Genomic DNA, 18,891 nt, shown 5'->3' on the forward strand with positions numbered 1-18,891 from the left:
TCTTTAAAAACTAAGAGGCGTTTGCCAGTTTTACCGAATCAAGGTACAGCGTATCCGGACAGATATCTTGCTCATGCGGCCAAACCACCGTGCCGTCAATGACTTCGGCGCGTTTGAAATACTGCCTGTCGCTCAGCTCCTTGAATACGCCGAAATCCAACAACGGTTTGCAGTCGTAAACGCCCCGGCTACCGTCGGTGAATTCAAGCATTAACGAGTAATCGTCGCTGGCTTGTACCGATTTGACTCTCGGATTCATGGCTTACCTCAACGGCTCGATTTTGTAGGGTTGTTCGCCGGTTACCGCCAATTGCCAGTCGGCAATCAATTCGTCCTTATGCAATTCTATCCAGGCTTGCAGCAGTTTCATTTGGGCTTTAGGTATCTCGCCTTCCAAAACTTCGCCTTCGGGAATCGCAACCACGACTTCATAGCCTTGGTATTTGGCGTGGATATGCGGCAGCTTGTGCTGTTTGTTATCCAGAAAATACATGTAGACGATGATCCCGTAAAACATTGAAATTGCTGGCATGGCGTTTCTCCCAAGGCAAATCAAAACTTGCCGTAATAGCCTTCTTTCAACGCGTCGAACAAGTTGGCGGCGGTGTGGATTTCGCCGTCGTATTCCACTTCTTCGTTGCCTTTGAATTCGACGACGTGGCCGTCTTCCAGCGTGAACTGGTAGGTGGTGTTTTCCAAATCGGATTCCTTGACCAATACGCCCTGAAACACTTCCGGATTGAAACGGAAGGTGGTGCAGCCTTTCAGGCCTTGCTCGTAGGCGTATTCGTAGATCGACTTGAAGTCTTCGTACGGGTAGTCGGTCGGCACGTTGGCGGTTTTGGAAATCGACGAGTCGATCCAGCGCTGCGCGGCGGCCTGGATATCTACGTGCTGCTTCGGTGAAATATCGTCGGCGGCGATGAAGTAATCCGGCAGTTTTTGCTTGGGATCGTCGCTATACGGCATCGCCTCCGGGTTGACCAGATGACGGTAGGCCAGTAGTTCGAACGAGAATACGTCGATCTTTTCCTTGGACTTTTTGCCCTCGCGGATCACGTTGCGCGAATAGTGGTGGGCAAAGCTGGGTTCGATGCCGTTGCTGGCGTTATTGGCCAGCGACAAGGAAATCGTGCCGGTCGGCGCGATGGAGCTGTGGTGGGTAAAGCGGCAACCCACTTCGGCCAGTTCCGCCACCAATTCCGGCTCTTCCTGCGCGACTTTCTGCATGTAGCGGCTGTACTTGGCGTGCAATACCCGACCCGGCACCTGGTCGCCGAGTTTGTAGCCGTCGGTCTTCATTTCCGGGCGTTTGTGCAGCATTTCGCCGGTGACTTCGAACATCTGCTCCATGATCGGCGCCGGGCCTTTTTCCTTGGCCAGCTCCAGGCCGGTACGCCAACCTTCCAAAGCCAGTTCTTTGGTGACTTGTTCGGTAAAGGCCAGCGACGCCTCGTCGCCGTATTTCATGCCCAGCATCGTAATGGTCGAGCCCAAACCCAGATAGCCCATGCCGTGGCGGCGTTTGCCGACGATTTCGTCGCGCTGTTTTTCCAGCGGCAAGCCGTTGATTTCCACCACGTTGTCCAGCATGCGGGTGAAGATGCGGATGGTCTTGCGGTAATCGTCCCAATCGAACGAGGCTTCCTTGCCGAACGCTTGATGCACGAAGCGGGTCAGGTTGATCGAGCCCAACAGACAGGAACCGTAAGGCGGCAGCGGCTGCTCGCCGCAGGGGTTGGTGGCGCGGATGTGCTCGCAGAACCAGTTGTTGTTCATCTCGTTGACTTTGTCGATCAGGATGAAGCCGGGTTCGGCGTAATCATAGGTCGAGGACATGATGATGTCCCACAAGCGGCGGGCCGGCATGACTTTAGTGATGCGGCAAGCCACCAGGCCGTCGCCGTTGACGACGTAGCCTTTTTTGTTGGGCAGATCGCGCCAGATAATCTTGCTGCTGTCGGTCAAATCCAGTTTATCGGCGTTGGCTTCGCGCTCGGTGATAGGGAACGACAGCGGCCACTGGCCGTTGCTTTTCACCGCCTCGACGAATTCGCTGGTAATCAGCAACGACAGGTTGAACTGGCGAAGACGGCCGTCTTCGCGTTTGGCGCGGATGAAATCCACCACGTCCGGATGGGCCACGTCGAAGGTGGCCATTTGCGCGCCGCGGCGGCCGCCGGCGGACGAGACGGTGAAGCACATCTTGTCGTAAATATCCATGAACGACAGCGGGCCGGAGGTATAGGCGCCGGCGCCGGAGACGTAGGCGTCGCGCGGGCGTAGGGTCGAGAATTCGTAACCGATGCCGCAGCCGGCTTTCAAGGTCAGGCCGGCTTCGTGGACCTTGCGCAGGATGTCGTCCATCGAGTCTTCGATGATGCCGGACACGGTGCAGTTAATGGTCGAGGTGGCCGGTTTGTGTTCCAGCGCGCCGGCGTTGGAAACGATGCGGCCGGCCGGAATCACGCCCTTGCGCAAGGCCCACAGAAATTCTTTGTAATGTTTTTCCTGCAGGGCTTTGGTTTTCTCCACACTGGACAAGGCCTTGGCGACCCGCTTGTAGGTATCGTCGATGGTTTCGTCGATGGCGCGGCCGTCTTTGGTCTTCAAACGGTACTTGCTGTCCCAGATGTCCAGCGAAGCGCTTTGTAGCGGAATGTCGGTATCGTTTGGCGTCACAACATGAAGTTTTGCGGTCATTCGTGGCTTCCCTTTTTATGGATTGAGTGGGTTTACGGAACGGCGTTACCGGCTGGGCCGGCACGCCGGAAAGTTCGATGCGGCAAGCGTTGCGGCATAAAATGCCCCGTGCGGCCGCATACTGGATATAGTGCTTTCGAAAAATATTAACACAATATGTTGTGTTGAAAGCAGGATTTTTTACTAGCGACTCGCTATTTAAGCACTTGTTTTTTTAACTCAACGGCTTAGCGGCGAGTGTTAATTCGCAAGGCGACGATTAGCGGCAGCCACGGCCGGCCGCGAGTTAAGGCGGGGTTAATAAATCCGGCTAAAATGCCGCTACCGGCTGTGCAGTTCTAACGGGCCGGACGGCCACCCTGCGGTAGCTGCGGCGGTGGGATACCTATTTTCTCGAAGAGGCACAAATGAATACTTTTACCAAATTCGGCTTGCTGGCCGTTACGACGCTTTGCCAAACCGCCTGGGCCGACGTCGACATGCCCCGCGTCGACCACCGCCAGGAAATCCAAGAACAACGCATCGAACAAGGTATCGAATCCGGCGAATTGACCCGGCGCGAAGCCAACCGCCTGGAACGCCAGCAAATGCGGATCGAACGCCAGGAAAACGCAGCCCAGGCTGACGGTGTGGTGACGCCGGCGGAACGCGCCCGGTTGAACCACCAGCAAAACAAGGCCAGCCGCAACATCGCCCGCAAAAAACACAATCTGCGCGGGCAATAAACTTCGGCAAAATCCGGCCGCGGCCGGATTTTTGCGTTAGGCGTCGCCCTTCATCAAACTCAGCAGTTCGTCCGCCGACACTTTGCCGCTGACGTCGGCGCCGTCCAGCAGGCTATCGGCCAGATCGCGCTTGTGGCCATGCAGCGCAACGATTTTTTCTTCGATGGTCTGCTTGGCGATCATCCGATAGATCGTCACCGGCCGCTGTTGGCCCATGCGGTGGGCACGGTCGGAAGCCTGGTCTTCCACGGCCGGATTCCACCATGGGTCCATATGGATCACGTAATCGGCAGCGGTCAGATTCAAGCCGACGCCGCCGGCCTTCAGACTGATCAAAAACAACTCGCCGTCGCCGCGCTGGAAGGCGTCGACCCGCTGCTGGCGCTCCTTGGCCGGCGTGCTGCCGTCCAGATATTGGTAAGCGATGCCGCGTTGTTCGACGTATTCTTTAATCAATTGCAGATGGTCGACGAACTGGCTGAACACCAGCGCTTTATGCTTGTTGTCCAACAGTTCGTCGACGATGTCGCCGAAGGCCGCCAACTTACTACTGGGCAAGGCTACGCCGGAATTGACCAGGCGGGTATTGCAGCAACTGCGGCGCAATTTGCTGATCGCGGCCAGAATCTGCAATTGCTTTTGCCCCGCCGGCGCCTCGGCACTGGCCAACGCTTCCAGACTTTCCCGGCGCAGCGCTTCGTAAAACGCCATTTCTTCCGCGCTGAGCTCGACGTAAACCGGAATCTCGGTGCGCGGCGGCAATTCCTGTAGCACCTGGGTCTTGGTACGGCGCAGGATGAAGGGTTGGATCAGCTTTTTCAGCCGGTAGCGGGCTTCGGGGTTGGCGTCGCGTTCGATCGGCCCGGCAAATTGGCGGTTGAATTGCTCCAGCGATCCCAACAAGCCGGGATTGATGAAACGGAACAAATTCCACAGCTCGCCCAAATGGTTTTCCAGCGGCGTGCCGGTCATGATCAGCCTGAAATCGGCCTGCAAATTCATTGCCCCTTGCGAGCGGCGGGTGGCGATGTTCTTGATCCATTGCGCCTCGTCCAGAATCGCGGTTTGGAACCGAATCTTGGCCAGCATCTCGGCCACGGTCTCCTGCTGCAGCAAGCCGTAACTGCATATCAACAAATCGTAAGGCCCCAGGTTGTCCAGCAAACCCTGGCGGTCGCCGCCGGCCAGAATTTGCGGGTTTAAGGTCGGCGCGAAACGGCGCGCCTCGTTTTCCCAATTCATACAGACCGAGGTCGGGGCGACGATCAGGCTCGGCCCGTCCGGTGCCCGCGCCAACAGCAATGCCAAGCCTTGCACGGTCTTGCCCAGACCCATGTCGTCGGCCAGACAGGCGCCGACGCCCCAGTGCGCCAGCCGCGCCAACCAGCGAAAGCCGGCCATCTGGTAGTCGCGTAGCTCGGCCTGGAAGGTGGACGGCAGTTGCGGCTGGTAGTCGCGCGACTGTTTCAGGCGCTGCAATTGGTTCTGCCAATGCTGGTCGGCTTGAAAACCGGCCTCGTCCTGCCAATCTTCCAAAGTCAGCGCCGCCAGCGGATTCAGCCGAACTTTCTTGCCGCTCAAGTCGGCGTAAGCCCGCAAATCTTCCAGCCGGCGGCGGAATTCTTCGGTCAACGCAAAGAATTGGCCGTCTTTCAGTTTCAGGAAACGGCCCTGGCGTTCGTCCAACAAGCCCAGCAATTGGCGGATTTCGACCACGGTATTCTCGTCGACCCGCAACTCGCCTTGCACGCTGAACCAGTCGTTGTCGCGCCGGACCTGCACATTCAATCCGGCCCCGGCCGTCTGGCCCAGCACCTTGAATTTGACGCCTTCCGGCCATTCCAGAATCGCCTGCCCGTCGGCCAGCGCCTGCAGTTGCAACAGCAATTCCAGACACGGCTCCACGTCTTCCAGCAAATATTCCCCGGCCGCGTCCTGCTCGGCCGCAGCCAGTGCCGGGCAGGCCTGCAAGATGCCGGCGGCGCGTTGTTTTTCCAGCGCCAAATCGCGTACCGCCTGTACCCGGCGGCCGTCCAGCTCGGCCAGCACGCTCTCGCCGCCGTGGCCGGGCCGGTAATAGGCGCCGCCCTCGGCTAGCGGCCGTATCAATACCGCCACCCGTAGGCCCTCGCCCAGCGGCAACAAATGCACGCGCGGCGTATTGTCGGCCGTAACCTGCTCGGCGTTGGCGGAACTGCCGCCGATATCGGAATGCACCGTCAACACGCCGGAAATAGCGGTCAGGGCATGCAATACCCGTTCCTGCGCCGAAGCCGGCGCTTCCAGGCCGTTCGGTCCGAGCACGCCGTGGATTTTATGGTGTTCGGGGCTGAATTCGACCACCCGCAACCGGGTCGGCGTTTCCTTGCCGACATGAAATTTCTGCTCGTAACCGGGTTGCGGCTCCAGCGTAATCTTGATCTTGCCGCCGTCCAGTTTCTTGACCCGCAATTCGGCGTCGCCTTTCAGCACTTCCACTCTGGCGTCGGGCGTATCCGCCCAGAACAGGAATGGGTGGCCGACCAAAGCCTGGGGCATGCCGCTGTCGAAGTCGAAGAAGGTGGAGCCGCCGTACCAACCGCTGTCGCGGTATTCCTTGATGTGGGCGCACAGCTTCAAATCCTGTTCGCTCAGATAATCGAACTGGTCGGTCTCCTGCGCCAGCCGCTTCAATGCCACGGCCCGCCCCTTGCTCCAACTGCCCTTGGCTTGCAATTTTTGCTCGCGCGGCTCGATCCGCACCCGATGGCCGTTCTCGTCGTAAGCCAACAGCCAGACCAGGCGGGTGGGTTTGTCTATCGCCGGCGCAGCGGCAATTTTTTTGTCGGCCAGCGGCAGATTCGTCAGCGCATCCAAAGCCAGCTCCCAATCGGCGCGGCTGGCGAACAAATCGCTCAAGGCCGGGCGGCCCTGCAGAAAACCGCAATCCCACTGTTGCGCACGCGGCGGTTCCAAAGCTTTGAATACATTGGCCAGTTCGGCGGCCGGCCAGCGGTAACCGTTATCCGACAGATGCCGGTAGAGCTTTTGCGTCAGCGGCTCGACCCGCTGGAAGTGGTCGGCCTTAACCCAGAATTTGATCAGCAACGACAACACGTGCAACAGCAGCGGCAGCGTATGTAAGGTCTCCGGCAAACCGCTGTCGCGGTAACCGTCGCCGATCTTGTACGGCGGATCGGCTGCCAGCAATTGGCTGCGCAACTGCAGTTCGCCTTGCAGGAAACGATTGAACAAGGCCAGATCGTGGTAGACGCCGATCCAATAACCGTCGCCCTTGATCGCTTGGTTCAGCAGCGTACCGAGTTTGGCGCGCTGTTTGGCGTCGTTGTGTTTCAGTATCGCCAGCGGGTAAAACACGCCGGCCAACCCGTAAAAATAGGCGTTGCGTTGGCCGGCCAGTTTGCGTTGCGCCACCAGCGCGGCCTCGTAAAGTTTGACGGCTTCGGCATGATCGCCGCGCAGAAAGGCCAATGCCGCGGCCAGGGCCTGCAATTCCGGATCGACTGTGCCGCGGGTTCGGACCTCCACGGCCTCCCATTCGCCGCGCAGCAGTTGCAATTCCAGTCCGACCCGATTCAGAAAATCCAAGCCCTCGCCGTTATCGGCAAACATCAAACTTGCCAGCAATTCCTCGAGTTTCGGATCGGCGTACAGATAGAGCAATTGGTGCAAGCCGGCGAATCCGGCCAAACCGACCAACAATTGCGGATGGTTTTTGCTGAACCAGACGCTGTCGAGCGGATTCAAAAACCAGGACAAATACAATTCGTTTGCGGCCGGCAATTTACCGAGGTAGCGGGCGCCGCCTTCCAGACATTCGTCGACCTTACCGTAATCGCCGCGGTAAAACTGCAAGCGCGCCTCGCGAATGCAATCGTCGACGCTGCTGTAACGGTAATAGCCGATACTGGGCGGATTGGCAGCCAGAACCGCCGCAGCGTAACGCGAGAGTTCGCCGGTATCGACCATTTGCCGGGCGATGACTTCCACCAGCGTCCGGCAACAACGGCTGCCGCCGGATTTGGCGTTCTCCTCGACCAACCCCAGTTTCAACAACGGTTTCAGGCGGGTTTTCACCGCTTCCGACTTCAGGGCTTTTCCGCCCTCTTTGATATCCACGTTAGCCAGACACTTGGCCAGATTGGTCAGCGAACTGTAGCTGTAATAAAGCGCCAACAACTTCATGACGGTTTGCTGGTCGGCGGTCAGCGATTGATAAGCTTTAAGGCGCTCTAGTAAACGTGCGGATGGCATGTTGCGACGGAAAACAAAAACCAGCGATAGTACCAGTTTGCCCGCGCCTGATGAAGCCGCAAGCGGGCAAATGGCATAAAAAAGGCTATGTTCGCGTTAGTAGTTGGCGTCGCCCCGGCATGGATTGCCGGGGCCCAGAAGCCACGGATGGCAAAGTTTCAACACATCCTTGTGCCCTGGATCCCGGCAATCCACTTGTGCCCTTTGGGTATGCCGGGATGACGGCTTCGTTCTCATTCAACTATTAACGCGAACATAGCCATAAAAAAGCCCGCGCTGGGCGGGCTTTAGTCTGTCGAGGCCGGAACCGGCTTAGAGTTTGGCCAGAACCTTGGCTACGGTTTCGCCCATCGCCGCCGGGGTCGGCGCGATGGTAACGCCGAATTGCTGCAGCATCTCGACTTTTTCCGCCGCCGATTCGCCGGACGCGGAAATGATCGCGCCGGCATGGCCCATGCGCCGGCCTTTCGGCGCGGTCAAACCGGCGATGTAAGCGACCACCGGTTTGCTCATGTTTTCCTTGGCGAACATGCCGGCTTCGACTTCCTGCGGGCCGCCGATCTCGCCGATCATCATCACCACCTTGGTTTCCGGGTCCTGCTCGAAGCGTTCGAAAATATCGCGGTGCGAGCTGCCGTTGATCGGATCGCCGCCGATACCGACCGAGGTCGACACGCCTATCCCCAGGCGTTTCATTTGGTCGGCGGCTTCATAGCCCAGCGTGCCGGAACGGCCGACGATGCCGACATTGCCAGGCATATAGATGTGGCCCGGCATAATCCCCAGCATCGATTTACCGGGGCTGATGGTGCCGGCGCAATTCGGGCCGGTCAGCACCATGCGCTTTTCTTTCGGAAACCGGCTCAGAAAGATTTTGACTTTCATCATGTCCTGGGTCGGGATGCCGTCGGTAATCGCCACACAGTATTTGATGCCGGCTTCGGCCGCTTCCATGATCGAATCGGCCGCGTAAGCCGGCGGCACGAACACGATGCTGGCTTCGGCGCCGGCCTGTTCGACGGCTTCCTTGACGGTATTGAATACCGGCCGGTCCAGATGTTTCTGGCCGCCCTTGCCCGGCGTAATGCCGCCGACCACGTTCGAGCCGTAATTGATCATGTCCTGAGCATGAAAGGTACCGATCTTGCCGGTAAAGCCTTGGACGATGATGCGAGTGGATTTATCGATAAAAATTGCCATGTTGTTTCCTTATCCTCGGGCCGCGACGACTTGATTGCGTGCCGCTACGGCTTTCTCGGCGGCTTCCGCCAGCGTATCGGCGGTGATGATCGGTAAACCGCTGTCTTCGATGATTTTGCGGCCCAACTCGACGTTGGTACCGGACAGGCGCACCACCAGCGGCACTTTCATATCGATGTTTTTCACCGCTTGCACCACGCCTTCGGCGATCCAGTCGCAGCGGTTGATGCCAGCAAAAATGTTGACGAGCATCGCCTTGACGTTTTTGTCCTGCAATACCATGCGAAAAGCCTTTTCGGTCCGCTCCGCCGAGGCGCCGCCGCCGACATCCAAAAAGTTGGCCGGCTCGCCGCCTGCCAGTTTGATCATGTCCATCGTCGCCATCGCCAGACCGGCACCGTTAATCATGCAACCGATGTCGCCATCCAGGCCGACGTAGCTCAAGCCGCGGTCGGCCGCTGCCATTTCCCGCGGGTCTTCCTGGGTCTTGTCGCGCAGTTCGGAGATTTTTTGGCGGCGGAACAAGGCGTTGTCGTCGAAGCCCATTTTCGCGTCCAGCGCGATGATTTCACCGTGGCCGGTGACAACCAAAGGATTAATCTCGACCATGTTGGCGTCCAGGTCGCGCATGGCGCGGTAGCAGCCTTGAATCAATTTAACCGCGTGCGGCACCTGGTCGGCGTCCAGGCCCAAGGCGAAGGCCATTTCCCGCGCCTGGAAATCCTGCAAGCCGACGGCCGGCTCGATATGGATTTTTTTGATCGCGTCCGGATTGGTTTCGGCCAATTCTTCGATTTCCATACCGCCTTGCGCCGAGCCGACCATGACGATTTTTTCGTGGGCACGGTCGATCAACAGGCTGAAATACAATTCCTTCGCAATGTCGGTGCCGGCTTCGACGTACAGGCGCAAACATTGTTTGCCGGCCGGTCCGGTTTGGTGGGTCACCAAGCGCTTGCCCAACAAGGCTTCGGCCGCATCCGCCACTTCTTCGTGGGTTTTGCAAACCTTGATGCCGCCGGCCTTGCCGCGGGCGCCGGAGTGGATCTGGGCCTTGACCACCCAGACGTGGCCGCCGATTTCGCGCGCCCGTTGCACCGCATCCTCCGGGCTATAAGCCAGACCGCCCTCGGCGATTTTCACGCCGTATTCGGACAGCAACTGTTTTGCTTGGTACTCATGAATGTCCATGGACTCTCTCGTGATTTTGAAAAGGTAGGTTGGGTTAACTCCCAGGGCATAAAAGCGAAGCGTAACCCAACATGGCAAGCCTTTGTGTTGGGTTACGCCCTTCGCCTTCGCTCGGGACTAACCCAACCTACATGATTGTTATCGGGTTTTGGCGGCGATCGCTTCGGCCATGCGCACGATGTTATTGGCCATGCGCTCCGAAGCCGCATCGATCAGGCGGCCGTCCAGTGCGGCGGCGCCCTTGCCTTGGGCGGCGGCTTCTTTCAACGCTTCCAGAATGCGTTTGGCTTTTTCGACTTCGGCGGCCGGCGGCGTGAAAACTTCGTTTGCCAGCGCGATCTGCGACGGATGAATCGCCCATTTGCCTTCGCAACCGAGCGCGGCGGCGCGGCGGGCGCCGGCTTTGTAACCTTCCGGGTCTTTGATGTCGCCGAACGGGCCGTCGATCGGCCGCAAACCGTAGGCCCGGCAAGCCACCGTCATCCGGCTGATCGCAAAGTGCCACTGGTCGCCCGGATAATCCGGATTCAAACCGCCGATGTTGACGGTGCGTGCCCGATTGCTGGCCGCATAATCGGCCACACCGAAGTGCAAGGCTTCCAGCCGGCCGCCGATCGAACCCTGTTTGGCGATATCTTCGACGTTGGCCATGCCCAGCGCGGTCTCGATCAAGGCTTCGATGCCGATCCGGTTCTTCAGGCCTTGTTGCATCTCCAATTGGTTCAGCATCGCCTCGACCATATACACATCGCCGTAAACGCCGACTTTAGGCACCAGCAAGGTTTTGATCTTGCTGCCGGCCTGCTCGACCAGATCGACCACGTCGCGCACCATGTATTGGGTATCCAGGCCGTTGATCCGCACCGACAAGGTAATGCCGTGGCCTTCCCAATCCAGGTCGTTGATGGCTTGGATCACGTTTTTGCGCGCTTGCAATTTGTCGTCCGGTGCAACCGCGTCTTCCAAATCCAAAAAGATGTAGTCCACACCGCTTTTCAGGGCTTTTTCGAACATATCCGGGTTGGAACCCGGCACTGCCAGTTCGCAACGTTGTACCCGTTGGGCATTGGCTTGGTAGAGGGTGTGGCTCATGAATAGTTTTCCTAAGGTCTGAGAGCGGACCGCTGAATCGGCAGTCGCTTCTTGGCTAAAAATAGCCAGCCATTTTACTTTCGGGGTGAGTAAAGTCAACGCTTACGGGCGTTTACAGCACAATTCCGGCAACCGCGGCAAGCGGCGGCGCGGTTAGCGGCAGGCCAAGCCGACGCGGCTTCCATGCCGGCGCGGGCGACCGGCTCAATGTCGTTAAAGTACGAAAAATTCGCCGATCCGGCAGAGATTCGCAACCAGCCGCGCCCGGATTGGCGAAATGGAATCCGGACGAAAGGTTGATGTAAGTTTCATGTAAGCCCGGTGAAAGTTGCGGTGGCTAGAATCGATGCCACCCAACAACCCGGTAAGTGGCTGCCATGAAAAAAACCGTATTAGTACCGACCGATTTTTCGGAGCCGTCTCTGCAATTGGTCGAACATGTTATTTCCCATTCCGAAAGCCGTCCGCTCGACATCGTTTTGACTTATTGCATGTCGTTACCCGATTCGATCTCCGATTTGTTGTTTTTCTCCAAGATAGAAACCATCCGCGGCCTACGCAGCCGCGACTACGTCAATGCCTATCGCGCCATGCTGCGCAGACATGCGGATAAAGAGGTATCGATCAGAACCGATTTGTTTACCGGTTGGAACCAAGCCGCCTTCAATAACTTTTTGGCGGGGAACCAGATCGACGAGGCGGTTATTCCGAAACATTACCGGCTGGCGCTGCACCGTAAGGACAGCTTCGACCCGATTCCGTTTATCCGGAAGAGCAAATTGAAAATCACCGAAGTCGAGATTTTAACCGCCGCTACCGCTTACCCTGCGTGAATCCCTGAGAGCTAACCATGAATTCAATCGAAAAAAACCGTTACCGACCGGCCGCCGCCAGCGACCCGGACCAGCTCGCCCATTCGGCTCCGGAGCGTTCGGCCACTGTGTTGCAACGGCTGAAAAGCTTCAACACCTTCTGGGATGACCGATTCGAAGACCTGACGCGCGAGACCTGGCTAAAAACCACCTATCGCGACCTGAGTGCGGGCTTGGTCGTCGCGCTGACGGCAATTCCAATGGCTATGGGCTTCGCCATGGCCATGGGGCTGCGGCCCGAGCAAGGGATTATTGCCGGTGCATTGGCCTGCATCATCGGCCGAACCTGGGGCGGCTCCAAATATCAGGTCTCCGGACCGACCGCAGCCTTCATCCCCATCATCGCCGGACTGATGCAGAAATACGGCGAAGCCAACGGCGGCAGCTTCGTCGAAGCGCACGGCTTCCTGGTACTCGTATCGGCGATAGCTGGCGTGATCTTGATGTTGATGGGTTTATTCGGACTCGGCCGCTACGCCAAGCTGGTACCCAATTCGATCATCGTCGGTTTTACGGTCGGCATCGCCACGGCGATTGCCTTGACCAACCTGGAATCCATCCTGGGGATCGAGAGTTTCAACGAACTGCTGGGAGAGGACGAAGATATCAAAGGCGGCATGCTGCACAACCTGACGCAAGCCTTTTCCAATCTCGACAAAATCAACCTGTGGTCGGTCATGCTGGGCCTGATGACCTTTATCCTGACCAAGGGCTTGCTGCGCATATCCATCTTCATCCCGGCGCCGCTGATCGCAATCGGCATTTCCACAGCGCTGGCCGCTACGGTGCTGGCAGACAAGGGCGTCATTTTGGTCCGTGACATTTACGGCTCGATTCCGAATAATTTCTTCGTTTTTACGCCGCCAGCCATGCCCGACATCACCGCCGGCGTCGTCGCCGACATTGCCTACTTCGTCGCCGCTATCGTGTTCGTTTCCGCCGTCGAAAGCCTGTTATGCTCGTCGATGGCCGACCGTCTGGCCGGGAACCGCAAAACGCCGTTCAATCCGGACAAGGAGTTCTGGGGCCAGGGGCTGGTGCAGATTATTACGCCGATGGTAAACGGCTTTCCATGTACCGGCGCTCTGGCCCGCACCGCGACCAGCATTAAGGCGGGCGCGGTCACGCCGCTGGCCGGCTACTTCAAAGGCTTGTTCAAACTGACATTGGCATATTACATTGCCGGTTATTTGGAACTGGTGCCGATGGCCTGTATCGGCGGCATTTTGTTATGGGTCGCCTCGAACATGATCAAGGTTTCCGAAATCAAAGAGGTGTTCGGCCATAACCGTTTCCACGCCGTCCTGATGGTGTTTACCGCGGTGATGGTGCCAGCCACCGACTTTCTAACCGGGGTTCTGGCCGCGCTGGTAATCTATTTTGCGGCGCGCCGTTTCTGCGACACGCCCGCGGTAGCCCATAAGGCGGCTGAGCCAATCGAACCGGCGGCGAAACTCTCCACCCCCGCAACGGCAGCGCTGAATTTCGATAACGTCAGCGTCGCATTGGCGCTCAGGGGCGAAGACGCCGGCTTGCTGCGCTACGTCGAGCGCCTTGCCGAACTTGGTATCGGCAAAACCTTTTACTTTGTCCACGTCGCCAATCCGAAAGACGCGGCCGGCGATCTGCTCGAGCGCATGCGCGAGGCCGTGCAACAGCGCTTGGCCGCAAAATTGCCGAAAGCCCGAGTTCATTACCGATTGCTGCACGGCCCGAACCGGATCGATGCCTTGGTAGGACACTCGCTCGAGGCAAAATCCGACGTCACCCTGCTCGGACACCGTCCCGACCGCAGCGGCCAGCGCTCGCTGGCGCGCCGTTTGGCCATGCTGGGCCAGGGTTCCGTTTGGATGGTGCCCAACGGCAGCAATCCGGAATTCCGCCGCATATTGGTGCCTATCGACTTCTCGGCATCTTCTGCCGCCGGCCTGTCTCAGGCTGCGGCCATCGCCAGGGCCGCCGGCGTCGGCGAATGTTCGGCGATACACGTGTTCGTTGACGACTCGGTAATTCGTTACGAAGAGCACGACGCGATCAAACGCGGCGAGGAGGAAGCTGAATTTGCCCGGTTCGTGGTTTCCGCCGATACCCGAGGCATCTGCGTCAACCCGATTTACGAAGAAGGTATCGACGCGACGCGCAGCATTCTGGAATGGGCGAAACGGCTCGATGCCAGCCTGATCGTGATCAGCACCCGCGGCCACAGCCGAGCCGCCGCCGTGTTGCTTGGCAGCACGACTACGGAAATCATGGCGAACTCCGCCATACCGGTACTGGTCGTCAAACACGACAACGACCATGCGCCGATTCGGGACGTTTTACTGGCCAATCGTTATTGGCAACGCCACGACCCGAGAACAAATTGACGGCAGCGGCGCCCGCTCGAAATCGGCAGCCCGGCCTTACCGGCTGCCGAACGCCCACCGGCTGCTTGCGGAAACCGCCGGTGGCCGTGGGGATAGCCGCTGCCGGTCCGTTAATACACTGGGCGTTTAAACCATGAATATGGCTATGCTCGCGTTAACAGTTGAATGAGATCGAAGCCGTCATCCCGGCATGGATTGCCGGGATCCATGGCACAAGGATGTGTTGAAACTTTGCCGTCCGTGGCTTCTAGGCCCCGGCAATCCATGCCGGGGCGACGCCAACTACTAACGCGAACATAGCCATGAATATCCTACTCGTCGAAGACGACCCCGTATTGGCGGATGGCTTGAGCCATACCTTGAGACAATCCTGCTACGATGTGACCTCGGCGGCCACCGCAACCTATGCCGAAGGCATGTTACTGGCAAAAAATTTCGATCTGATCGTGCTGGATCTGGGCTTACCCGACATGGACGGCCAAAAATTGTTACGGAATTTGCGCACCCGCCAGGTCACCGTTCCGGTTTTGGTTTTGACCGCGCGCGATGCGCTCGACGACCGCATCGAAGCGCTGAAAAAAGGCGCGGACGATTATATGACCAAGCCGTTCGACCTCGCCGAACTGGAAACCCGGATTCATGCCCTGATTCGGCGCAGTTACGGCAATTTCAGCAAGGACATCGTCTGCGGCCGGCTTACCCTCGATACGCTGGAACATAGAGTCCTGGCCGACGGCGAACCGTTGATCCTGTTCGCGCGGGAGTACGGCATTCTGGAATCGCTGATGCTGCAAATCGGCCGCGTGGTCAGTAAGGAGAAGATCGCCCAGCGGCTGGCGACCGGAGACGACGAATTGGGCGACAATGCCATCGAGGTCAATATCCACCGTTTACGCAAACGCATCAAGCCTTACGGCGCGCGCATCCGCACCTTGCGCGGTTTGGGTTATTTGCTCGAAGAGCACTCCGACGAAGTGTAAGCATTGCCCGCGGCGCCTGCCGGCGGGGCCGGGAACGCCAATTCGATCCGCGTGCCGCGCCAGCCTTCCTCGCCGCGGCCTACGTCGATCCGCGCCCGGTGGAGATCTGCAATTTCCTTTACAATCGCCAAACCCAATCCGCAGCCGGTACCCGGACCGAGCCGGTAAAACCGCTCGAACACCCGACCGATTTCGCCGTCCGGTATACCCGGCCCGTCGTCGGATACGGTCAGCTTCGGCTGTGGCCGCTCCTGCAACGCGACGGAGACATTGCCGCGCTCGAATCCGTAACGAATGGCGTTATCCAGTAGATTACCCAATAGCTCGCGCAGCAGGGTAGCGTCGCCGGCGACCAACACCGGATGCCCCGGCCCGTCGAAGGCCAGTTCCATCTGCCGTTGTAAAGCAAAAGGCGCCCATTCCATGCAAATCTCGCGCGACAACGCGTGCAAATCCACCGGCTCCAACTCGGAACCACCCTTGATCGGTTCCGATTTTGCCAGAACCAGCAATTGCGAAGTCAGGTGCGACAAACGGTCCGCGCAGTCGCGAATCTGCGCCAAGGCCGGCACGTAGGCTATTGCCCCGGGTTCGCGCAAAACCCGCTCCGCTTGGATTTTCAAGCCTGCCAGCGGCGTTCTGAGTTGATGCGCGGCATTGGCGATGAAACGGTTCTGCGTCTCGACGGCTTGGTGCAGTTGGCCCAGCAAATCGTTGATGGTATCCGTCAGCGTGCGCACTTCGATGAACGTTTCAATATCCGAAATCGGACTCAGATCGCGCGGCGAACGGCGGGCAACCTGCCCGGCCAGTACCTGTAGCGGCTGCAAGCCGCGGCGGGTTCCGGCCAACAGGTAAAAGCCCGTCAGCCCCACCAGCATCAACTGCGTCACCAAATCGACCAACAAAAAATCGCGCATCATCGTCCGGCGCTTGATTTTGGTTTCGGCGACGCAAACGAAAACCGGTTCCGCCCCGCTCCGCAGTTCAACGCGGATCGATACCACCCTGACCGGCTCCCCATTCAGGATGGCGTCGTAAATGGCCGGCACGGACCAGTCTTCGACCCGCAAAGGCGGATCCGGTACGATCGCATCGCCGGCCAACACAGTGTGGTCGGCCGAAACGATTTTGAAATGAATCTTGTCCTCTTCATCCCATTTGAACATTTCCAACGCCACCGACGGCAATTCCACCGATACCATGTCCTGCCTGACCCGGATTTCCTGAATCAGCGACTTGGCGGAATCGGTCAGCCAACGGTCATACGTTTCATTGACGTAATGCTGCGTCACGTAATACGACATTACCGAATCGGCAACGACGAAAAACAACAGCGGCAGGCTCAAACTCAATATCAGTTGGTGCTTCAGACTCCTGAGCTTATTCATCCGTACCCGCCTCCAACAGGTAGCCCAGACCGCGCATGGTGCGAATCGCCACGCCGTAGCGACCAATGCGTTTACGTAACCGGTACAGGTAGATGTCGATAGCATTATCGGTTTGCGTTTCGTCGTCGGCGGAAAGCAGGCGGCCTATGCGCTCCTTGGCGACGACTTTACCCGCTTGCAGCATCAGGATTTCCAACACCCTGTAGTCCCGCGCGCTCAATTCGATCGGCTCGCCGTCGGCGCTGATGCGCCGGAACTGCGCTTCCAATGTCAAACGGCCCACCACGACGCTGCGGCCGAACGCCCCGTAACACCGCCGCATCAGGGCATGGATTCTCGCTTCGAGTTCCTGCAGCGCAAACGGCTTAACCATATAGTCGTCTGCGCCCTGCCGGATACCCTCGATCCGGTCTCGCATCCCGTCCCGCGCGGTCAAAATCAGTACGGGCAACAGGATGCGCCGCTCGCGCAGCCTGCGCAGCCAATCCAGTCCGTCCATATCGGGCAGGCCCAAATCGAGCACAGCCAGCTCGAAACTCCGGCTCTGTAATAATTCTTCCGCGCCGACGCCGGTTGCCGCCCATGTCACGCGATAACCGCTTTGGCTCAGCGCATGAACCAGTCCGTCCGCCAAAACGGCATCGTCTTCCACCAAAAGTATCGTCATTTTCGAGCTTCCGTTTTGCGGTTGCGGCGCCCACCACTGAGTAGGCCGCCGGCTTGTCCGCGGGAGAAATATCGGCCGGCCTTAGCCGGAATATTCAATGGTACGGCCCGGATTTTACTAACAGCTCTGCCGGTGAGGGCAATTTAACTGCATACCGGCCGGAATTGGGACGATAGCGGGGGGACGACGATGCCGACCCCGCCAATCCGACTTGCCGAAAACAGCCTTATATGGCACCATCCCGCGGTTTTCGACGATTCTAAAATTCCAAGGAGAAGCAGATGGCGGGTCGCAATCACCTTTTTGTTCCAGGTCCAACCAATACCCCACACGAAATTCTGAGCGCGATGCACGTGCCGATGGAAGACCACCGCTCGCCGATCTTCCCCAAGCTGTTGTCGCCGATTCTGGAAGACCTGAAAAAAGTGTTCCGCACCGAAACCGGCCAATGCTTCGTGTTCCCGGCCACCGGTACCGCCGGCTGGGAAGTGGCGATGACCAACTGTTTGAATCAAGGCGACAAAGTGTTGATTTACCGCTTCGGCCAGTTCGGCCACTTGTGGGCGGAAGCGGCACGTAAATTGGGCTTCGACGTCGAAATCCACCAAGTCGAATGGGGCAAAGGCATTCCGCTGGACCATTTGGAAGCGCGCCTGAAAGAGGACAAAAACCACGAAATCAAAGCCGTGCTGGCGACGCATAACGAGACCTCGACCGGCGTCACCAGCGACATTCCCGGCGTGCGCAAAGCGCTGGACGCGGCCGGCCACCCTGCGCTGCTGTTCTCCGACGGCGTCAGCGCCATCGGCAGTATCGATTTCCGCCAGGACGAGTGGGGCGTGGACGCCAGCATCGCCGGTTCGCAAAAAGGTTTTATGTTGCCGGCCGGTCTGGCGATTTTGGGCTTCAGCCAAAAAGCCCTGGCGGCCATCGACAACAGCAACTTCCCGCGTTCGTTCTTTTCGTTGAAAGACATGGCCGCCTCCAACAAGGACGGCTACACCCCTTACACTCCTTCCACGCCGATGCTGTACGGCTTGCGTAAAGCTTTGGAATTGTTGCTGGAAGAAGGCATGGAGAACGTCTACGCGCGCCACCACCGCTTGGGCGAAGGCGTGCGCCGCGCGGTTGCCGCCTGGGGCTTGCAAGCTTGCGCACAAGAAGGCTGGGCTTCCGACACCGTTACCGCCATCGTCGTGCCGGCCGATAAAGACGCCCGTCACGTCATCAGCACCGCTTACAACAAATACAATATTTCGTTGGGCGCCGGCTTGAGCGAAGTGGCCGGTAAAGTATTTCGCATCGGCCACGTCGGCGACATGAACGACGTGTCCTTGCTGGGCGCCATTGCCGGCGTGGAAATGGCGATGCTGGACCACGGCTTCGACATCAAAGCCGGCAGCGGCGTCGCAGCGGCAATCGAATACTACCGCTCTACCGCGAAATAAGC

At 58.4% G+C, this 18,891-nt stretch carries 14 protein-coding genes; 5 read left to right on the forward strand and 9 right to left on the reverse strand.

Annotation, left to right across the window (positions count from 1 at the left end):
* Positions 1-10: 10 nt before the first annotated feature.
* From MKFW12EY_RS13490 to MKFW12EY_RS13500, 3 genes are read right to left on the reverse strand one after another with little or no spacing between them, the layout of a single operon-like run.
* Positions 11-259 carry a DUF2442 domain-containing protein gene (locus MKFW12EY_RS13490; RefSeq protein ID WP_054763174.1) on the reverse strand — a complete coding sequence of 83 codons (249 nt, stop codon included), beginning with the start codon at positions 257-259 and terminating at the stop codon, positions 11-13.
* Positions 260-262: 3 nt separating this feature from the next.
* Positions 263-532 carry a type II toxin-antitoxin system toxin DhiT gene (dhiT, locus tag MKFW12EY_RS13495; protein ID WP_054763173.1) on the reverse strand — a complete coding sequence of 90 codons (270 nt, stop codon included), beginning with the start codon at positions 530-532 and terminating at the stop codon, positions 263-265.
* A gap of 20 nt (positions 533-552) precedes the next feature.
* On the reverse strand, positions 553-2,703 hold the full coding sequence (locus MKFW12EY_RS13500) for an adenosylcobalamin-dependent ribonucleoside-diphosphate reductase (protein WP_221053172.1): 2,151 nt from the start codon (positions 2,701-2,703) through the stop codon (positions 553-555).
* 407 nt (positions 2,704-3,110) lie between these two features.
* On the opposite strand from MKFW12EY_RS13500, the gene MKFW12EY_RS13505 reads away from it, so the two are divergent.
* Positions 3,111-3,428 (forward strand): hypothetical protein, encoded by a 318-nt coding sequence (locus MKFW12EY_RS13505; protein WP_054763172.1) that lies wholly within the window; start codon positions 3,111-3,113, stop codon positions 3,426-3,428.
* Positions 3,429-3,464: 36 nt separating this feature from the next.
* On the opposite strand, the gene MKFW12EY_RS13510 is transcribed toward MKFW12EY_RS13505, so the two are convergent.
* The 4 genes from MKFW12EY_RS13510 to MKFW12EY_RS13525 form a co-directional block, all read right to left on the reverse strand.
* Positions 3,465-7,682: a DEAD/DEAH box helicase gene (locus MKFW12EY_RS13510; RefSeq protein ID WP_221053173.1), complete on the reverse strand. Its 4,218-nt coding sequence runs from the start codon at positions 7,680-7,682 to the stop codon at positions 3,465-3,467.
* A gap of 312 nt (positions 7,683-7,994) precedes the next feature.
* The gene (sucD, locus tag MKFW12EY_RS13515) at positions 7,995-8,882 is read right to left on the reverse strand and encodes a succinate--CoA ligase subunit alpha (RefSeq protein ID WP_064021290.1); all 888 of its coding nucleotides are present in this window, start codon (positions 8,880-8,882) and stop codon (positions 7,995-7,997) included.
* A gap of 9 nt (positions 8,883-8,891) precedes the next feature.
* A complete protein-coding gene (locus MKFW12EY_RS13520) occupies positions 8,892-10,073 on the reverse strand; it encodes a malate--CoA ligase subunit beta (protein WP_064021289.1) in 1,182 nt (393 codons plus the stop codon).
* A gap of 138 nt (positions 10,074-10,211) precedes the next feature.
* Positions 10,212-11,165, reverse strand: coding sequence for an HpcH/HpaI aldolase/citrate lyase family protein (locus MKFW12EY_RS13525; protein WP_064027431.1), 954 nt, complete (start codon positions 11,163-11,165; stop codon positions 10,212-10,214).
* Positions 11,166-11,542: 377 nt separating this feature from the next.
* Between MKFW12EY_RS13525 and MKFW12EY_RS13530 the strand changes: the two genes are divergently transcribed.
* The 3 genes from MKFW12EY_RS13530 to MKFW12EY_RS13540 all read left to right on the forward strand — a co-directional run bounded on the left by MKFW12EY_RS13530 (position 11,543) and on the right by MKFW12EY_RS13540 (position 15,383).
* Positions 11,543-11,998: an adenine nucleotide alpha hydrolase family protein gene (locus MKFW12EY_RS13530; RefSeq protein ID WP_054763446.1), complete on the forward strand. Its 456-nt coding sequence runs from the start codon at positions 11,543-11,545 to the stop codon at positions 11,996-11,998.
* Between the two features lie 17 nt (positions 11,999-12,015).
* Positions 12,016-14,403 carry a SulP family inorganic anion transporter gene (locus tag MKFW12EY_RS13535; RefSeq protein ID WP_221053174.1) on the forward strand — a complete coding sequence of 796 codons (2,388 nt, stop codon included), beginning with the start codon at positions 12,016-12,018 and terminating at the stop codon, positions 14,401-14,403.
* Between the two features lie 302 nt (positions 14,404-14,705).
* Positions 14,706-15,383, forward strand: coding sequence for a response regulator (locus MKFW12EY_RS13540; protein WP_221053175.1), 678 nt, complete (start codon positions 14,706-14,708; stop codon positions 15,381-15,383).
* Here the strand turns inward: MKFW12EY_RS13540 and MKFW12EY_RS13545 are convergent.
* Together MKFW12EY_RS13545 and MKFW12EY_RS13550 are read right to left on the reverse strand one after the other, a co-directional pair.
* On the reverse strand, positions 15,350-16,774 hold the full coding sequence (locus MKFW12EY_RS13545) for a sensor histidine kinase (protein ID WP_221053176.1): 1,425 nt from the start codon (positions 16,772-16,774) through the stop codon (positions 15,350-15,352). The genes MKFW12EY_RS13540 and MKFW12EY_RS13545 overlap by 34 nt on opposite strands.
* The gene (locus MKFW12EY_RS13550; protein ID WP_054759939.1) at positions 16,767-17,441 is read right to left on the reverse strand and encodes a response regulator; all 675 of its coding nucleotides are present in this window, start codon (positions 17,439-17,441) and stop codon (positions 16,767-16,769) included. Before MKFW12EY_RS13550 ends, MKFW12EY_RS13545 begins: the two co-directional genes overlap by 8 nt.
* A gap of 281 nt (positions 17,442-17,722) precedes the next feature.
* On the opposite strand from MKFW12EY_RS13550, the gene MKFW12EY_RS13555 reads away from it, so the two are divergent.
* Complete coding sequence (locus tag MKFW12EY_RS13555) at positions 17,723-18,889, forward strand: aminotransferase class V-fold PLP-dependent enzyme (RefSeq protein ID WP_221053177.1); 1,167 nt, start codon at positions 17,723-17,725, stop codon at positions 18,887-18,889.
* Positions 18,890-18,891 lie beyond the last annotated feature (2 nt).

This window comes from Methylomonas koyamae, from assembly GCF_019669905.1.
Lineage (GTDB): Bacteria > Pseudomonadota > Gammaproteobacteria > Methylococcales > Methylomonadaceae > Methylomonas > Methylomonas koyamae.